The following is an 18263-nucleotide window of genomic DNA, read 5'->3' as shown; positions in this document are numbered from 1 at the left end:
GGTGGACAAGGTGGACAAGGTGACCACCGGAGAAAAACAGTACAAAGTCTGTATTCTTAGTAAGAAAAATAGCCCATTAAAAGACCATTGTCCGTATAAAATCTTCCTTGTCCACTTTCCTTCCTTGTCTTCGGTAGTCTTGCCTTCACAGATCATATTAAAAACCTACCCTTGTAAGGAAGGGGGTGGGGTGAAACAATAGTTGATACACTAATCATGACTTATCAAACATCCTCTAAGCGATGTTGGTTGGAAGAATTATTACCATAAAAAAGCAGATTATGTTTTGGCACTCAAGGCCAATCATCCCACCTTTTTCCATGATCCTACCTTATGCTGGTTGCAACCCTGATCAAACCTGCTGTATTTCTAATCATTAAGGTGTGTCAAATAGCGAAAGTTGACCCTGTTTTTTGAGTCTCCAACTGTCTTCCCCTATACGTTCGGCGATATCTTCCAATACACTTAAAATAGTTTGATTTTCCGGTGTATTTCCGTTTTTCAACAATGGTAACAGATGCAGAACTATTGTATCAAAACCTGGATGATTATTTTCTCGTTCCATTCTTCTTAGATAACTAATTAAATAGTATTTAATTCTCAGTTTTACATCAATATGTGACTGGAATTTTGTATCTTTCTTCAAAGTAAATAGTTCAGGTTTTTCGTCATAGTCAAAATTACCTATTAAAATCGGCGTTAAATCTGAATACTCTTTTTTTAACAAATCTAAGAAACCTAACTCTAAACCTTTAATAATTAGTTCATCGTTAATTTGCTCCAATGAAGCCCCATCATTTTTAGCAATAATTCCTTCAATAGTTTCAATGACAATTTCTGCAATATCCATTCCTAAATTAGCTTTCATGATAGTTCTAGGACTACGAACTTTGCGGAAATTAATTATTAATTGTCCTGACAAAACTGTAAAAGGATTTTGTCTTTTCTTAAAACTTGTCTGTCCATTTTTTTGCGGTACTGCTCCAATATATTCAAATCCGCACTTTTCCGCAGTATCAATAATTAAATGCCAAAATTCAGGATCTTTATGGGCGAATACAAATGATAACCAACGGTCAAATTTTAACACTCTATACATTTCTTTAATGCTAGCGGCTATCAGGTTATTATATTCATCTTTAGTTTTTTTATGTTCTCCTCCTTCAATTGCTTCTTGTTCATAGTCTTTTTCTGTGACTTTTAAATCTAGCCACCCATTCCACATGACCGATAAGTCTAAATAGGGTATTTTTTTACCATAGGGAGGGTCAGTGTATATATAATCTACACTTTCAGAAGCAATAAAACTTAAATCTGTGGCTGAATGTTTAATAATTTTTGCATGAGAAATGGTTTTTTCATTAATGTAATATTCCATCTCTTTTTTAGCTGATACTATTTTTTGAAATCGCAGTTCAAAATATTTGATAATATCAAGGTCTAAGGGTTTAGGTGCAATTCTATAGCGATAATAAACAAACAGAGAACAATTACCACCGGGACGAACAAGACGATTTGAAGTATGATATGTGAGATTTAGTCTAGTTATGAGTCCAGAAAACATTAACATCAATGAATCTTTAATGTTTTTGTCTTTCTCTTTTTGAATAATTGACTTTAATAAACCTAGCTGTGCTAAGTGTTTATCACTAAATAACTGTTCTACTGTTTCGACATCTGAACCTTTAGGTAATTTTAAACCTTGAGGATAGGGGTATTTTATCAATGCTTTCTTTATTTCAGTTTCTGTAGTGGGTTCTTTTTTTTGATATTCTTTTTTAACTCTTTCAAAAGCTGCTGAAAGTTCATTAAAATCTACAGGAGCAATTAAGGAATTAACGATAAAGACCGCCATAGGATTAATATCTATGCTAATGGCTTTTCTGTTATTCATTAAAGCTTCAATTGCTGTTACACCACTACCCCCAAAAGGATCAAGAATTAAATCTCCAGGTTGACTAAAATTTTTTATATATTCAGCTACTACATTCCAAGCTTGTTTAGTAAAATATCCATGAACGCCAAAATGTCTTCTTGCAGCTCGTTTGGTTACGGGAATTTCTGCTAATAAAGGACGGGTGTTATAATTAAAATTACCTTGATGTTTAACTGTAGCTGTAGTATTTTCATAACTAAAGTTTTTGCCAGATTGAAAGCTATTATGTGAAAGATATTGATTTAATTTTTCCCAATAAAATTCAATTTCATCAAGGGCAAAAAATAGAATAGGTATGTCAGTTTCGGGAGTTTTAAATAGAGAAAATTCTACGCCATTACAAAGAGCAAAATAATTAGTCCTAATTTCCGGGTGGATAGCATAACTATAAACTTGCTCTATATGCTCACATGATTTGATATTTTGATTGGGTGATTTTGCATCAAGCACCCAAGCAAATTTATTTTCTAACTTCAAAACATAATCAGGAATAAGATTTACCGGGCGTTTTTTACTACCAATTTTTAAAAAAGGATGTTGTAATGTTTTACTACGAACTATATTTATTTCCCTATAACCAAGTGCTTTTAAAATCGGCAAAATAATTACTTCCCTAACACTATCTTCTTTAAAATCTGGGTCGGATTTGAGACGATGAAAGTTCAATTCCGCAAAAAGATTCTGCATTTTGATGTTTCCTCCTCTATCAGGGTAGATGAAATTTTGGATTGCTATACTTCTAAAATTTAAATAGAAGTTATGCTGGATTTTAGCAGCATTCAATTTCTAATTTGAACTCCCCTCCTGGCTCGCAGCGGAGGGGGTGGGGTCCAATGACCCTAACCAATTAAGCGAACTTGAGAGAGCGTAAACTTTCCACAGTAGAAATAACCTGCTGTGCGACTATATCCATCTGTTCAGCAGTATTAAATCGTCCCATCCCAAACCGCAGGGAAGCATAAGCTAATTTTTCCGAGTGTCCCAAAGCTGTCAGCACATGGGAGGGTGCTGTACTGGTGGAGGAACAAGCAGAACCAGAAGAAACCGCCATCACCGGTTGTAACCCTAACAATAACGCCGCACCATCTACCGCATCAATACTAATATTCAAATTTCCCGCTAGTCGCTGGGTGGGATGTCCGTTGAGGTGAATTCCCGATAACTGTGAGAGCTGTTCCCATAACCTTTGTCTGAGTTCCCCTAGGCGTTGATTTTCTGTTGCTTGGGAGGCGATCGCTATTTCCACAGCTTTACTAAAACCGACAATTTGCGGTGTATATAAAGTTCCCGAACGCATCCCCCGCTCATGTCCACCGCCATGTAGTTGCGGTGCGAGTTTAACTCTAGGGTTACGTCTGCGGACATATAAAGCCCCAATCCCCTTGGGTCCATATACTTTATGTGCGGTCAGGGACATCAAATCAACTTTCATCCCCTGGACATCCAAGGGAATTTTACCAATAGCTTGGGCTGCATCTGTATGAAAAATGATATTTCTTTCCCTACAAATTTCCCCAATTTCTGCCAAGGGTTGTAATACGCCTATTTCGTTATTAGCCGCCATGACTGATACTAAAATTGTATCAGGACGCAAGGCCTTTTCTAACTCAGTTAAATCAATTAAACCATCTGGCTGCACAGGGAGAATGGTAATATCAAATCCCAAAGATTTTAAATAATTACAAGGGTCAAGCACCGCACTATGTTCTGTCGCTACGGTGACAATATGCTGACCCTGTTGAAAGTAAGCCTCAGCTACACCTTTAATGGCTAAATTATTGGCTTCTGTAGCACCACTGGTAAATACGATTTCTTCGGGTGTAGCATTAATAGCTGTGGCTAAAATTTCCCGTGCTTGTTTGACAGCTGCTTGCGCTTCCCAACCGTAAACATGACTAATACTAGATGGATTGCCAAAGTGTTCTGTAAAATAGGGCATCATGGCTGCTAATACCCGTTCATCTACAGGTGTAGTAGCGTGACAATCAAGATATATAGGACGGATAGACATAAACTAACTGCTTTGACTGAGTTTTTTTCAATAGTTATAATTTTGTCATCTCCTCCTCCTTGGTTAATCCCAAGATCCCCGACTTCTGATGTATACGCTCGCTGAGTTGGGAGTTGATCAAAGAAGTCGGGGATCTCAAACAAGATTTCCTCCTTGGTTAATCCCAAGATCCCCGACTTCTGGTGTATACGCTCGCTGAGTTGGGAGTTGATCAAAGAAGTCGGGGATCTCAAAGCGCTAATTCCCGTAACTTAGTTAATACTGCTTGTCCATGACCTTTAGTTTTAACATTGGGCCAAGTATAAGCAATTATCCCATCTGGTGAGATGAGAAATGTTGACCGGGCTACACCCATATATTCTTTACCCATGAATTTCTTTAACCGCCAAGCGCCATAGGCTTCTATGGCCTGGTGTTCAGGGTCACTTAACAAGGTAATAGCTAAATTATGTTTGTCAATAAACTTACAATGAGCTTTTGTGGAATCTGGACTTACACCTAATATTTTACCTCCCAGTTGGCTGAACTCGGCAGACAATTCCGTAAAGTCCTTGGCTTCGGTGGTACAGCCAGGGGTATCATCTTTGGGGTAAAAATATAATATAACCCATTGACCGGGAAAATCACCCAGGCTAACGGTATGATTATCTTGGTCAGGGATGGAGAAATTAGGCGCGAGTTGTCCGGTTTGGGGAATGTCACTCATTATGTATTTTAGATAGCCATCTGATCAAAATTTTACCTGTATGAGGGGAGGTGAGAAATAGCCACAGGGAATTTTTTCATCTTCTGTGACAATATCTTAGTAAGTGGCTTTGGCGAAAAGAGCGCCTGAGCGTCAGATTTTCCACCCAACTTAAACACCACCATCATCAACAATGCCATCTGAATTTAACTTTTTCCAACAGTGGTATCCCCTCTCACCAGTAGAAGATATTGACCCTCAACGACCAACACCAGTCACTCTGTTAGGAATTCGTTTAGTTATCTGGAAGCCTAAGTCATCTGAGACTTACCGGGTATTTTTAGACCAATGTCCCCACCGCCTCGCTCCTTTGAGTGAAGGACGTGTTGAGGAGAAAACTGGTAATTTAATGTGTAGTTATCATGGTTGGGAATTTGATTCTCAAGGGGTGTGTACTCACATTCCCCAAGCGGAAAACCCAGAAATTGTGACTAAAAATCAAAATAATTACTGTGTAATTTCACTACCAGTTCGCCAGGCTAATGATTTACTTTGGGTTTGGCCTGATGGGAACTCAGCAGCACAAGCAGCCAATACGCCCTTACCCCTGTCACCTCAAATAGATGCTAATAAAGGGTTTGTGTGGTCGTCTTATGTGCGGGATTTAGAATATGATTGGCAAACTTTAGTGGAAAATGTCGCAGATCCTAGTCATGTCCCTTTTACTCATCATGGGGTACAGGGTAAAAGAGAAAATGCCGTACCCATATCTATGGAGGTTGTACAATCCACTTCAAAGTTAATTGAAACAGTGATTAATAGAGGTATGAAAACTACAATCACCTTTGTACCTCCTTGTCGTTTGGAGTATGCCATTACTTTAGGGGACTCTGGGGAGAAAAAACTGGGACTTGTCACCTACTGCATTCCTGTATCTCCGGGTAAGTCCAGAGTTGTCGCCCAATTTACCCGCAACTTTGCCAAAACACTCCACCATATTATACCGCGGTGGTGGACTCATGTCAACACCCGTAATCTGGTACTGGATGGAGATATGATTATTTTACACCAGCAAGAAAAGTTTCTGCAAGACAAACAAGCATCTGCAAGCTGGAAGAGTATCTATAAACTAGCTACAGGTGCAGACCGTTTGGTAATTGAGTTTCGTAATTGGTTTGATCAGTATTGTGGCGGTCAGCTACCTTGGGAAGAAGTAGGAATTAGGATCGCACCTACCCCCATTAATGATCAGCGTGCTGTATTACTTGATCGCTATTCACAACACACTCGGCATTGTCGCAGTTGTCGTAACGCTCTTAAGGTTATACAACGCTTACAAGTGGGATTATTAGTATATAGTATAACTACTATTGCTGGAGTTGCTTTACTTCCTGATGCTTTGAGAATTAAGTTAGGTTTGCCCTTAGTAATCACAGCAGCATTAAGTATGGGAGCTTACTCCTGGCTGAAATTCCAGTTAGTGCCTCAGTTCTACTTTGTAGACTATATCCATCCCCAAAAGCAATAGTTGACCGTAATTATATATAAACTTAACATATGCGACGTGATTTTAGTAACCGCGATGAGTTAATAGCCTACCTGGGGGAACAATTCCCCCATGCAGCCCAAAGGGATGGTCATGTGAGTGAAACCGTGGGAGGGCGTAAAGCTGCACAGAAATTACTAAAACAAGTAAACCCGGTAACCTACGCGAAAACACGTAATTTTTTAAATGGGGCTGTCACCAGACTTTCACCCTATATTCGTTATGGAGTGTTAAGCTTGGGCGAGGTGCGGGATTATGTGTTAGCAAAAGTACAAGACCCCAAAGATGCGACTAAGCTAATTAATGAATTGGCTTGGCGTGACTATTGGCAGAGATTGTATATGAAACTAGGCGATCGCATATGGGAAGACCAAGAAGAATATAAAACTGGGTACACCCCAACAGACTACGCGCCCAACTTACCAGCAGACATCACCCAAAGCCAAACAGGAATGGTGTGTATAGATAGCTTTAGCCAGGAATTACGCTCAACCGGCTACTTACACAACCATATGCGGATGTGGCTAGCCGCTTATATTGTCCATTGGCGGCGCATTCGTTGGCAAGCCGGAGCCGAATGGTTTTTACAACACTTGTTAGATGGTGACCCAGCTAGTAATAATATGTCATGGCAATGGGTAGCCAGCACCTTTAGCCATAAACCCTATTTTTTCAACCGTGAAAACTTAGAACGCTATACCAAAGGTGTTTATTGTCGCCAGTGTAACCTTCATGGTCATTGTGACTTGGAAGGTAGCTATGAACAATTAGAAAAGAGACTGTTTCCCCGGAGTAAATTTACCAAAAACCCCAATAGTCAAAGTTGGCAACAAGGCAAAAGAAGTAAAAAATGAGTCAAACAATAGTTTGGGTACATGGGGACTCACTGAGTTCACAAACCGGAGCATTACAACAATACCCCCATGCTCCAGCCATCTGGGTATGGGATGATGCCTTAATTGAAGAATGGCAAATCAGCCTCAAACGGATCACATTTATTTATGAATGCCTATTAGAGCTCCCAGTCACCATTCGCCGTGGTAACGTAGCCCAAGAAATTGTAGCATTTGCCCAAGAACATCATGCCGATGTAGTAGCCACAGCAGCCAGTCCCAGCCCCAGATTTAAGCATATTTGCCACCAAATAGAAACATCATTAAATTTAGAAGTCTGGGAAACCGAACCATTCTTAGAATACGATGGCTATATAGACCTGAAAAGATTCTCCCGGTATTGGAAAGTAGCAGAACAACAGCTTTTTGAGTGAACTTAGCCTTTGCGCCCCTTTGCGCCGGACTTTGCGCCCCTTTGCGTTTAAATATTTGCCCCCTCAGAAAAAATGCCAAAAACACTTGCTGAAGCTCAAAATCTACTTTCCGACCTCATCACCCGCTACTCATACCGAGTAGACTATTTACTGATTCGCCTAGAGCAAGCAGAAGGAACCGACATTTTGTTGCGCGGAGACAAAATAGAAACCCTCAGCGAAAGCATTTCTATAGGCGGACATATTCGAGCTTGTTATAAAGGTGGCTGGGGCTTCAGTAGTTTTAATGAGTTAGGGACAATTAAAGAACGCATGGAAGAAGCGATCGCAGCGGCTCAGATGATAGGTGATGAACAAACTATACTAGCCCCCATTGAAGCAGTACAAGCAGTATACCAGCTACCCCTGACCGGGAGTGACCCCCGTCAAATTCCCATTGGGCAGAAAAAAGAACTGTGCGATCGCTATACTGATGTATTAAAAAGCTTTGATCATCGCATTACCAACACTTCAGTCCGCTATGCTGACAGCGCGCAAAAAGTGATTATTGCTACCTCTGAAGGAACTCTGATCGAGCAATCTTGGGTAGATATGGAAATGCGGTTTTCCGCCACAGCCAGAAACGGCGCTACCGTGCAAACAGGCAGGGAAACTACCGGTTCTCGCCAGGCTTACGAAGATTTAACTGCTTTCGATGAACAAGTTAAAAGTGCCGCCCAAAGAGCTGTTGCTGCCTTAACTCTACCATCAGTAAAAGCCAATACCTACACAGTGGTCATTGACCCAGTGCTGACAGGTTTATTTGTTCACGAAGCCTTTGGACATCTTTCTGAAGCCGATATGGCTTACGAAAACCCAGACCTATTGGAAGTCATGAGCATGGGACGGCGGTTTGGGCCAGAAGAACTACAAATTTTTGATGGTGCCGCTCCCCTAGGGCATCGTGGTAGCTATTTGTATGATGATGAAGGTACACCTAGTACAACTACGCAACTGATTCAAGATGGTATTTTGGTAGGACGTTTACATTCTCGTGAAACCGCCGGCAAGTTAGAAGAAGCCCCCACCGGTAATGCTCGTTGTCTTAATTATCAGTTTAACCCCATTGTGCGGATGACTAACACCTGGATTGCCCGGGGAAAAACCCCAGTTGCAGATTTATTTACTGATCTCAAACAAGGTGTATATGCCCGTAACTGGCTAGGTGGTATGACCAACGGGGAAATGTTCACCTTTACTGCCGGAGAAGCGTGGATGATTAGAAACGGTAAACTAGCCGAACCCGTCAGGGATGTGACACTTTCGGGTAACGTTTTCCAAACCCTGGCGGATATTGAATCCGTGGGTGATGACTTTTATTGGGATGAGTCTGGTGGTTGCGGTAAAGGTGGACAGAATGGCTTACCTGTTGGTTGTGGTGGTCCGAGTCTGCGAATTCGTGATGTGGTAGTTGGAGGGGAAACCTGAAGCTCCACCTCCGCTAAACTCGCCACTGTTAATTTGATTCTTCTAAATTTGATTCTTCTAAATTAGAGTTCGTTCTTTCCTCTCGCACTTGGCGCAACTGTTGTATTAATTTTTCACTAGATTCTAGAGTGGAAGACAGCGAACTATTATTAGGTTCGGGTGTAGTCTTGGCAGTAACAGCCTGTGCAGGTGCTGACTGCTCATTGGGGACTCGCAGTTCCGGTAATGGTTTGACGGTAGTTGCAGCAGTGTTACCGTCTTTTTTGAAACTGAGATTGAATGGATAAATGCTGACTTGTTGATCTCCTCGAGGAGACTTAGTAGCAAAATATTCTCTGGCCTTTGATTGCAACTCAGTAGAAACTAATCCCTTGGGGAATTTAATATCTAAAACCTGCCCTTCAGTACCCACCACTAAGAAACCCCACACTCTGCCTTCAAGCCGGGGCTGATTGACGGCAATGGTGTCGCGGATAACTGGTTTTTGTTGGGAATTGGGGTAGTCTTGCTGAATTTCCTCTCTGATATCCTGATGTGAGTTCAAGTGGGCGATCGCGCCTCGCGCAGTGCCGGAGTCCATCGTTCCCCGGGCTGCATTTACTTTCTCGACAGGGGTCTCTGGTTTTGTGTCCCTAGATTCCGACTGCAAGGGAGTGCTTTGATGACTCGGTTGCTCAGGTTGTTGTCGGCTTTCCTGAAGACGAGCTATGAGGGCTTGATTTCGACGACTTTCACCGGCATTATTCACTGCTGCGGTGGTAGGGCGGGTATTTGGTAAATCCCCTGGTACTGGAGATGGAGTTAGTTTTGGCAATCCTTCTACAGGTATTGGTTTCACTGCCACTTGTATTTCGCTGTGATTAAAAGTTCGCGTAGAAGGGGTGAATTTTTGAGCGGCAGCATTAAAATTAGAGGTAAATCGATATTGCTCTCCAGGAACCTCAGATTCAACCCTAGGGGCTGGTATAGGTGTAGCAGTCCTCTGGGGCGAGGAAACATTCCGATTAGGAGGAGGAACAACCTGATAATTCAGTGTTGTCCTCATTGGCGGCAAGACAGGTTGGGTATAAGCAGATGATGGTAACGGCGGTCTACTTCTAGGCATATCCAGATTCGGAGGCGGAAGTGGCGGTCTTGGAGGTAGTGACCATTCTGCAGGTAGTGACGGTAGGGATGTTTCAGGCGGTATTTTGGGATTTTCTGGCAGACGCGCTTGATCAGCTTGGCTTAATTCCAAGATACCAACTGATTTGGCTACTTCTGATGGTTGAGATGAATTAGAATCTACAGGCATCAATGGTACAATCAACGCAATAGCACCGTGGATGCCAAGAGAGGCTATTACTGCTATCCCAGTTGGTCGGCTGAGAATTTCCGGTATATTTTTTAGCAGGGAGACGTAGGACATAGCTGTTATCGTTCACTCGGCTGGGTTGCGGTTGACTAGCAAAGCAATTTTATCTTAACTACAAGAGATGCATCCTGCTCAAAATCATGACTTCCTATGCCGGGACTCAAAATGTCGCAATAGGGTGGTTTTCAAGTTTCTAACTTTTCCATGAGACCGGGGACAATCACCATTATTGAACTGCAATTTTTATGAGGAGTTGCACAATATGGACACTGAATCTAAGGTAGTTGCCACTGGTCGCTATGGCATCAGGCTAAATATATAACTATATCTATTGCAGTTGCTGCTCTGATTAGCCAACTATCTTAGCTTGATTTACGTTCTTTTGGCAGGGGAATTTATAAATTACGCCTAGGCTTTGTCATTATACCACATTAAGCCAAGGGTACTTCCTCCACCTCCGGTAAAGTTTCCAGAGACAGGCGAGTTGAAGGGCTACCACCGGATAAACGCTTTAATAAGTTGGGTCTGGGGTCGTGTAACAAGTATATAATGCGATCGCCTACTAACCATTCTTGACTAGCTGGCACTACCTGTAGACGGTTTTCTCTTTCCAGCAACAACGGAATCAAATCTCCGCTCTTAATCTTGTCTTGGATACGCTCTTGTTGTTTGGTAAATTCGGGAGCATTGAGTGTAGTTGTCCCCAACTTCACTCTGCCATCGTTGAGATACTCATTCCAAGTCTTAATGGCTAACTCCGTGCTAAAAGCTTGGTTAACCTTGTGACTAGAACTAGAATTAGCTTGGGGTTTCCGGGGAAACACTGCCAAAACACGCGGCGGGCTAAATTCTTCAGCCGCCCGTTGAGCCAAGACAAAGTTCACCTCACCATTATTGGTCATAGCCAGGAAAGTTCCCACAGAAGCCAGTCCAGCTTCCTCCAAAACAGAAACATCCAATCCACTGCTAGAAATCACCGGAATATCTTCCGCCGCTGCTTTGGCACAACGTTCTTGGTCAGTATCAATCATGACTACTTTTTCTCCCCGTTCATGAAAGAAACGCGCAACCAACAAGCTCAAGGGATTACAACCCACAATCACCGCCCCTGTGGCATCCTTAGAGGTGATACGCAGCCATTTAGCAATTGTTCCGGCTGTTAACCCTTGGCAAACCACCGTCATGATAATTGTCAAGAACACCAGAGCTTTGATAGCATCACCACCATTAATACCCCGCTGTGTCAACGCAATGGCAAACAAAGACGCCACAGAAGCACTGACAATACCCCTAGGAGCCACCCAACTTAAAAATACTTTCTGTCGCCAATTCAGGTTACTGTTCCAAGTACAGCAAAGAATGTTAACGGGGCGAACCACGAACATAAGCACTAAAACAGTCAATACACTGCCCCAACCCAAAGCAAACACACTGGCAATGGAAAGGTCTGCCGCCAGGAGAATAAATAGCACCGACACCCCCAGAATTGTCAGCTGACCTTTAAAGCTGCGTAATAGACGCTCTTCTGGCACTGAGGAGTTAGCAAATACCGCACCAGCGATGACCGTAGTCATAATTCCTGATTCACTCCTAATCGTCTGTGCCAAGGTAAATAGACCCCACAGAATCGCCAGCACCACTAGGTTTTTTAACTCTGATGAGAGAAAATTAGCGCGTTTGAAAATCAAGCTCATCAAGTAGCCCCCGGCTCCACCAATTGCCGCACCAATTCCCAGACGCATCAGTAAGCCGATGATGGCATTTATGGGGTCAGCATCGCCGTTAGTAATGGTGTCGAGGACGACGAATGCCAGAATAGCCCCTACAGGGTCGATTAAAACTCCTTCTCCTTCTAAAATAGTTGCCACTTGACGATCTACGTTGATTTGTTTGAGCAGGGGACTGATGACAGTTGGCCCTGTGACTACAATGATGGAGCCGTAGAGAAAGGCTATATTCCAAGGAAATTCCCCCAGCCAGTGGGCTGCCATACTACCGCCAATTAATGTAATCAGTGTTCCCAGGGTGACCAGCAATTGTAGGCTAACTGACACTCTCCCCAGTTCCTCTATATCCAAATTGAGTCCGCCTTCAAATAAAATTATTGCCGTTGCTAGGGCAACAATCACTTCCAGACCAGCACCAAGGACATGAGGATGCAACAATCCCAGCCCATCGGAGCCTAGCAGAATGCCTAGTAGTAATAACAAGACAATACTCGGTAAGCGGAAGTATGCAGCCAAGACCTGGGCGGTAATGCCTGCAACAACCACGCTGACCATTTGTAGGGTGATTTCAAAAGATGCTTCCATGTTGTAGATTTTGAGCTATGTATTTCAAAATCTTTTGTAAAGAATGGTAAATATTACTTCTACAGCGTACAACATCCCATCCTTTGTCCCCAGCGAAATCCAGAGTTTTTTCATACTTAGTCGTCTATCTGACTTGAATGGCTGACTGCTAGGGCAAAAATTCCACAGTCCTCTAGTTAGTATCAAACACTGGTGAAAAATCAACAGCTACATTCATCGCTGCTCATCCTATGGCTTTGTGTTCTGGATGCACAAACTCCAATATCAGCTATGTATTGTCGTCCATCTTAGCCGGGAAAATTTTTTTTGCAAAACCTATTGACATCCACTAGAAAAGTAATTAGTATATATAAAGTCTGAGTCTTAAGCCCCCATCGTCTAGAGGCCTAGGACACCTCCCTTTCACGGAGGCGACGGGGATTCGAATTCCCCTGGGGGTATTCCACAAATATAAACCAAAATAATCTTGTTGATATTTAATCAGCCTTTTCTGCGAAAAGGCTGATTATTTTTGAGGCAGAAAAATACTGAATGAATGCTCAGGGTCTATTCAGCAGTTTGCCATAACTCCTCTACACGCTGGTGAATAGCTAAAAGATTTAACCGCAAATCATCGCTGAGGCGACGTTCCAGGATTGTGATTGGCATCGTTAGTTTGGGGCAAACTTGAATGGTATAACACAAGGTAGTTCCAAATTCCTCACCCCGGGAATCAGGCTCTAAACACCAGATACCAGAAAAGTCCTTAAAATCTCCCTCTACCATCGAGAAATTAATCTGTTTAGGGAACTGTTCTTCCAAATCCAAAACCACACGGGCGCAAAAATTGAACTTGAGTAAGCGCACAGAGCCGATTTGTTCTAGTCGAATACCACCGTGAGGATGCTCTAACAAGCAACTTTGAGCCAGATTGGGAATGAATTCAGACAAGGCTTCATAGTCTGTTAGCACTTTCCAAATCCGTTCAACAGGGTGAGGAATTTGGATCTTAGCCGCAATTTTTCGCTTTCTTTCGGCTATTTTCTCAATTTTAACTGCCACCTCTGGTAAAGTAACTGGCTCAACAGCCAAATTGTTTTCTAGACCTGTTTCATCTCCAGCAGGGCACAGAGCAAGGTTTTCTCGGATTTTTGATTTTTCAGTCACTTTCGGAATTTGGTTGGCTTTGATCGGGAAATTTGGCCACATTCAGGATGAAACAAATTTCCCACAAGAGGGAAATTTGATCTGGGAAGACACTCTCAACGGCGATCGCCCCATTCCACACAAAGTCATGGGACTCACCAGCTTTAAGGATAAGACAATTTTAACAAAATATGTGCCCATGAAATTTATGCTCTTATTCTGAATGCAGCCTCCCGGAAATGGGCTGCATCCACGGAAATTTCCCACTAAGTGGCTAAACTTTCTACACTCAAGGGAACCATATCACCATTTCTAGTTAGTCCTAAAAACATCGATTCTTGGGGATGAATTAATTGACCCGTCAGTACACAATGTTCTTCTTTCTCAGCTGTAGCAGGTACACTAGCTCGAATATCGGAGCGGGAAAATCCTGGTTTCCACTCACCTGATTTTTGTTGTACATAGTTCCAGAGGATCTCTCTAATCAAGGCTTGATATCCCTGGTTATGGGCTATTTCTTTAAGTTTATCTTTGAGTTCCCTTTCTAGGCGGATACTGGTAACTTCCATTTCAGTAGTGGGAGTGCGAGCGATCGCATGCATAACTTTTGCTCCTTCCATTTGTGGACAGTCTAGTAATACAAGTGTAGTATCTTTAGAGAAATGTTAAAATAGATAAAAGCTGTTAAAGTAGTGTACTTATCTTTCACACCACTCCCTTGTCACAACCAATCAACATTAATGAGTCAGTAATAATACATCACAAGCTGGATTTAGGGACACTGACAGGGGGATCTTGAGCGTCTACTTTAGGAAGATACAGGTGAGATAATATATTGAATTTTCCAGATCATACCTGCAACCAAAACACAGCTAAATTGGTTTGAAGTTCGTCTACCTCAAGATTGATTAACGGACAAATATAGACCAATATAAATCAAATAAATTCAAATAAATTCAAATAAATTTCATTCTCCGGGTTGATACAAGTGTGAGTGATTTACTCATAAAATAGTACTGAGACATAAAAAAGGAGAATTTACTAAGTAAGTCAAGCTATTTCATAACGTAACCAATCAAAGAGCACATATTAATAAATAAAGCCTTTTTCAGGCTCATGAAGTACACACCAATTCCCTATTCCCTATTCCCTGTTCCCTCAAACTAAAAAAATTGTACCTCACGAGCATGGGAAATGCTATAAATAATTTCACACCCATTCTTTACTACTAAAGGTATTCATTGCTCATTAGTATGTGCAACCATCACGGTGTTAAAGCTGTTATTGAGGATTGAAGATGAAGAATTATCATGTGATTTTATCCATTTTACACCCAGTGCGTTTTATAATTGTGGCTTCTGCCTGTGTCCTGCTATTTTTCTCCAGCGCCTCAGCTGCTTTTGCCATCAGTAGTTATCAAAGTGATCCTCAAGAAGGCCCGACACAGCTTCTGGAAACGCAACGCCAAACTGACGAGGTAGCTAAATCCAAACCATTGGGACTCAAAGAAACTCAAGAAAAGTCAATCAAAGGACTCAATGAAGTTCAGGGAGACGCTGACATAGACAAGATGAAGACCCCTGAAAATTCACAGAGTTCAACTTCAGTAGAACAGAATGTTAAGAACCTTCTGGAAAAAGTGACAGGTAATTAGAAATACATTAGCGTTTGTACCCCGGTTGTTTGAATTAATCGGGGGTTTTAAATATGAATTTTTTATCTGTTTGTCTACTTACCATGTAGAGAAGATACAAGTGAGCAAAATAGCAAAATAGAGTTTTGTGGGACTTGTACACAGTGAGATTATATTATAATATAATCAATATAAAATCAGGAATTTTCTGGCTCTTGTAGTTTTCGGTGCAAACGGAAAAATGGGTGAGCATTTACCAAGACTTACTATATAAGTAAATCCCCAATCCCAATTCAGTGTTTTCTACCATGATTGAGCGAGAGCCAATGTTAATTAAGGGAAGTTTCGGGGCTAACTTAACATTATTTATTGTGCAGTCGCGCCTGTCAGATGATGATCTGCTGCTTAAATCCCGATTGCCCAAATCCCCTCAATCCTGACACACAGAAGTTATGCCAAAGTTGTAGTACCCCCTTGGTGCCACTTTTGCGAAATCGCTTCCGTGTGATTCGGTTGCTTTCCGATCAGGGGGGATTTGGCAGAACCTATTTATCCGAGGATACAGATAAACTAAATGAACGTTGTGTGGTCAAGCAATTAGCGCCGAAGTTTCAAGGAACTTGGTCGCAAAACAAAGCAGTAGAATTATTTGCTCAGGAAGCAAAGCGTCTGCAAGAGCTAGGAGAACACCCACAAATACCAACTCTTTTAGCTTATTTTGAGCAAGACGACTGTTTGTATTTAGTACAGCAGTTTGTCAATGGGCAAAATTTGTTAACCGAGTTGCAACGGCGAAAACTATATAGACCGGCGGAAATTAAAGCAATTTTGCTGCATTTATTGCCTGTCCTCAAGTTTATCCATGACCGTGGTGTGATTCACCGGGACATCAAACCAGAAAATATTATTCGACGACATGGTGACGGAAGATTAAGCCTCATAGATTTTGGTTCCTCGAAGCAGTTAACCACCAGAGCACCGAAGAACATGGGGACATCAATTGGTTCCCATGGTTATTCGCCATTGGAGCAAATTAGAGATGGTAAGGCTTACCCTGCTAGTGATTTGTTTGGTTTGGGGGCTACCTGCTTTCATTTACTAACTGGAATTGCTCCCTTTCAGTTGTGGCTGGAATATGGCTATGGTTGGGTGACTAATTGGCGACAATATTTGCGAAGTCCATTGAGTACTGAATTGGATTATGTTCTCGATAAGCTGTTGAGAAAAGATATCGAGCAGCGTTACCAATCAGCCGATGAAGTCATGAAAGACTTGAACCCAAAACAACCACTAGCACTAGCAAAAGTAAGTAAATCTTCGGAAAAAATACCGGTAACTCAGATTTCATCTTTACCAATCCAATATAGCTTACTGAAAAATATAGTTTTAGTCAGTGCCTTGATGATGTTATTTGGGATTGAAGATTCTTGGTATCAGCAATATCAGCGCTTTCAGACTGTGTTATTGTCTACATTGACTCAAGATCATAGTAGTGGTGGCGGGTCAGTTACCGAAGGGTCTCCCAATTCAAGTTTCAAGAATATTACCTTAGCTAAAGCTCTGGAAGGTCATGAAGATGTGGTTTTATCTGTGGCTATTAGTCCCGATAGCCAGATTTTTGCCAGCAGTGGGGAAGGGAGTATTAAAGTTTGGAATTTAGTTACAGGCGAGGTAATTACGACGGTCAATAGCCGACAAAGGGTGAATGTCGTAGCTATCAGCCCGGATGGAAGTACTTTAGTTAGTGGTGGCGATGATCAAACTATCAAAATTTGGAATCTTCCTACTGGTGAGTTACTTCGCACCCTCAGGGGACATTCCGATTCAATTCACGCCTTAGCCTTTAGCCCAGATGCCAGCACTTTAGTTAGTGGTAGTGATGATGGTACTATTAAACTGTGGAATATGGCCACGGGAAGGTTAAGAGGTACGCTCAGAGGTCATACATCTTGGGTGCGTTCACTAGCTATGAGTGCAGATGGTGTAACTCTAGTCAGTGGTAGTTTTGACAAAACTATTAAAATTTGGGATCTGCACAGAGCAGTTTTGCTCCGCACAGTTGAGCAAGATGGGGAAATAGTTACAGGTGTGGCTTTGAGTCCAGATGGTCAGACCCTAGCTATTGCTAGTCGCGATGACTCCGGCGGTAAGCTACGCACGATGACACTTGGGGATTTAGGGACAGAAGGGAAAACCCAGACACTAGCAGAGAATATCGAAACTGTAACATCCATTGCTTTTAGTCCCGATAATACCACTCTTGTTAGTGGTGGGCGCGATCGCGAAGCGCAGCTGGAAGCAGGTCGCACAATTAGACTTTGGGATTTAGCCACAGGTCAACAAATGCGTACACTTGTGGGACACGCGGATACTGTCACCGCCTTGGCTATCAGTCCTGATGGTCAGACTCTGGTCACTGGTGGTGAAGACAATACTATCATCCTTTGGCGAGTCCCTCAGTAAGAGATGTTGCATATAGCTTGCAATTGAGTATCTCGTTTGCTTAATATGAGTTCCAAGAAACACCCAACACCGACGAGATAGTAAACTGTGGAAAACAACTGGCTAGATTGACTTTGTACATTTTTGCCCAGTCATAAGTTCCCATATATCAAAACCATCTGCCTTTAGCAGTTGTAGCAGACTTTCTTAGTTTTAGAAAAGACCCTTTCTATATACCTTGAGTTGCAAGTATATGGCTCGCTTGATATGGGTATCCATCAAAATTAGACCTGATGGGCTGAGGATGTCTATTTTGCAGTTAATTGTATAATTAGACACTAACACTATTACTTTGGTTCGATGTCGCTATCATGGAAAGAATGATCTATAACCTATTGAGATTGGGAGATACCAGCCATACCTGACAACAAAGTATTTTACTGTTAATTGCGACGGTTATGGTATAAAAGCCAGCAATCAAATAT

Annotated in this window: 14 protein-coding genes and 1 tRNA gene; 8 read left to right on the top strand and 7 right to left on the bottom strand. The window is 42.0% G+C overall.

All coding sequences use genetic code 11. The annotated features are described in order from the left end of the window. Nucleotides 1-376: 376 nt before the first annotated feature. The 3 genes from NWP22_RS10950 to bcp form a co-directional block, all read right to left on the bottom strand. Nucleotides 377-2719, bottom strand: a complete 2343-nt coding sequence (locus NWP22_RS10950) for a DNA methyltransferase (RefSeq protein WP_280801876.1) — start codon at nt 2717-2719, stop codon at nt 377-379. A 64-nt stretch (nt 2720-2783) separates the two neighbouring features. Then, nucleotides 2784-3947 carry a cysteine desulfurase family protein gene (locus NWP22_RS10945; RefSeq protein WP_280801875.1) on the bottom strand — a complete coding sequence of 388 codons (1164 nt, stop codon included), beginning with the start codon at nt 3945-3947 and terminating at the stop codon, nt 2784-2786. Between the two features lie 229 nt (nt 3948-4176). Continuing rightward, nucleotides 4177-4653, bottom strand: coding sequence for a thioredoxin-dependent thiol peroxidase (gene bcp, locus NWP22_RS10940; protein WP_271730735.1), 477 nt, complete (start codon nt 4651-4653; stop codon nt 4177-4179). Nucleotides 4654-4825: 172 nt separating this feature from the next. Here bcp and NWP22_RS10935 point away from each other — a divergent pair, with 172 nt between their 5' ends. From NWP22_RS10935 to NWP22_RS10920, 4 genes are all read left to right on the top strand, one after another. After that, nucleotides 4826-6160, top strand: a complete 1335-nt coding sequence (locus NWP22_RS10935; protein WP_271730734.1) for an aromatic ring-hydroxylating dioxygenase subunit alpha — start codon at nt 4826-4828, stop codon at nt 6158-6160. Between the two features lie 29 nt (nt 6161-6189). Further along, on the top strand, nt 6190-7032 hold the full coding sequence (locus NWP22_RS10930; protein ID WP_280801874.1) for an FAD-binding domain-containing protein: 843 nt from the start codon (nt 6190-6192) through the stop codon (nt 7030-7032). Further along, a complete protein-coding gene (locus NWP22_RS10925) occupies nt 7029-7445 on the top strand; it encodes a hypothetical protein (protein WP_271730732.1) in 417 nt (138 codons plus the stop codon). The genes NWP22_RS10930 and NWP22_RS10925 overlap by 4 nt, the downstream gene beginning before the upstream one ends. A 72-nt stretch (nt 7446-7517) precedes the next feature. Further along, nucleotides 7518-8912, top strand: a complete 1395-nt coding sequence (locus NWP22_RS10920; RefSeq protein ID WP_271730731.1) for a TldD/PmbA family protein — start codon at nt 7518-7520, stop codon at nt 8910-8912. 28 nt (nt 8913-8940) lie between these two features. Here NWP22_RS10920 and NWP22_RS10915 read toward each other — a convergent pair whose 3' ends face one another. Together NWP22_RS10915 and NWP22_RS10910 are read right to left on the bottom strand one after the other, a co-directional pair. Then, nucleotides 8941-10320, bottom strand: a complete 1380-nt coding sequence (locus tag NWP22_RS10915) for a hypothetical protein (protein WP_271730730.1) — start codon at nt 10318-10320, stop codon at nt 8941-8943. A 377-nt stretch (nt 10321-10697) separates the two neighbouring features. Beyond that, nucleotides 10698-12578 carry a cation:proton antiporter gene (locus tag NWP22_RS10910; protein ID WP_271730729.1) on the bottom strand — a complete coding sequence of 627 codons (1881 nt, stop codon included), beginning with the start codon at nt 12576-12578 and terminating at the stop codon, nt 10698-10700. A 367-nt stretch (nt 12579-12945) separates the two neighbouring features. Here NWP22_RS10910 and NWP22_RS10905 point away from each other — a divergent pair. Continuing rightward, a tRNA-Glu gene (locus NWP22_RS10905) sits at nt 12946-13018 on the top strand. Nucleotides 13019-13124: 106 nt separating this feature from the next. Here the strand turns inward: NWP22_RS10905 and NWP22_RS10900 are convergent. Next, nucleotides 13125-13724: an SRPBCC family protein gene (locus NWP22_RS10900; protein ID WP_271730728.1), complete on the bottom strand. Its 600-nt coding sequence runs from the start codon at nt 13722-13724 to the stop codon at nt 13125-13127. A 76-nt stretch (nt 13725-13800) separates the two neighbouring features. On the opposite strand from NWP22_RS10900, the gene NWP22_RS10895 reads away from it, so the two are divergent. Beyond that, nucleotides 13801-13926: a hypothetical protein gene (locus NWP22_RS10895; RefSeq protein ID WP_271730727.1), complete on the top strand. Its 126-nt coding sequence runs from the start codon at nt 13801-13803 to the stop codon at nt 13924-13926. 43 nt (nt 13927-13969) lie between these two features. On the opposite strand, the gene NWP22_RS10890 is transcribed toward NWP22_RS10895, so the two are convergent. Further along, nucleotides 13970-14305 carry a ribbon-helix-helix domain-containing protein gene (locus NWP22_RS10890; RefSeq protein WP_271730742.1) on the bottom strand — a complete coding sequence of 112 codons (336 nt, stop codon included), beginning with the start codon at nt 14303-14305 and terminating at the stop codon, nt 13970-13972. A gap of 695 nt (nt 14306-15000) precedes the next feature. Here NWP22_RS10890 and NWP22_RS10885 point away from each other — a divergent pair. Further along, nucleotides 15001-15357, top strand: coding sequence for a hypothetical protein (locus tag NWP22_RS10885; RefSeq protein WP_271730726.1), 357 nt, complete (start codon nt 15001-15003; stop codon nt 15355-15357). Between the two features lie 372 nt (nt 15358-15729). Further along, nucleotides 15730-17799, top strand: coding sequence for a serine/threonine-protein kinase (locus NWP22_RS10880; RefSeq protein WP_271730741.1), 2070 nt, complete (start codon nt 15730-15732; stop codon nt 17797-17799). Nucleotides 17800-18263 lie beyond the last annotated feature (464 nt).

The sequence above is a fragment of the Anabaenopsis tanganyikae CS-531 genome (assembly GCF_029891675.1).
GTDB classification, from domain to species: domain Bacteria; phylum Cyanobacteriota; class Cyanobacteriia; order Cyanobacteriales; family Nostocaceae; genus Anabaenopsis; species Anabaenopsis arnoldii.
This window is presented reverse-complemented; position numbering and strand designations above follow the sequence as displayed.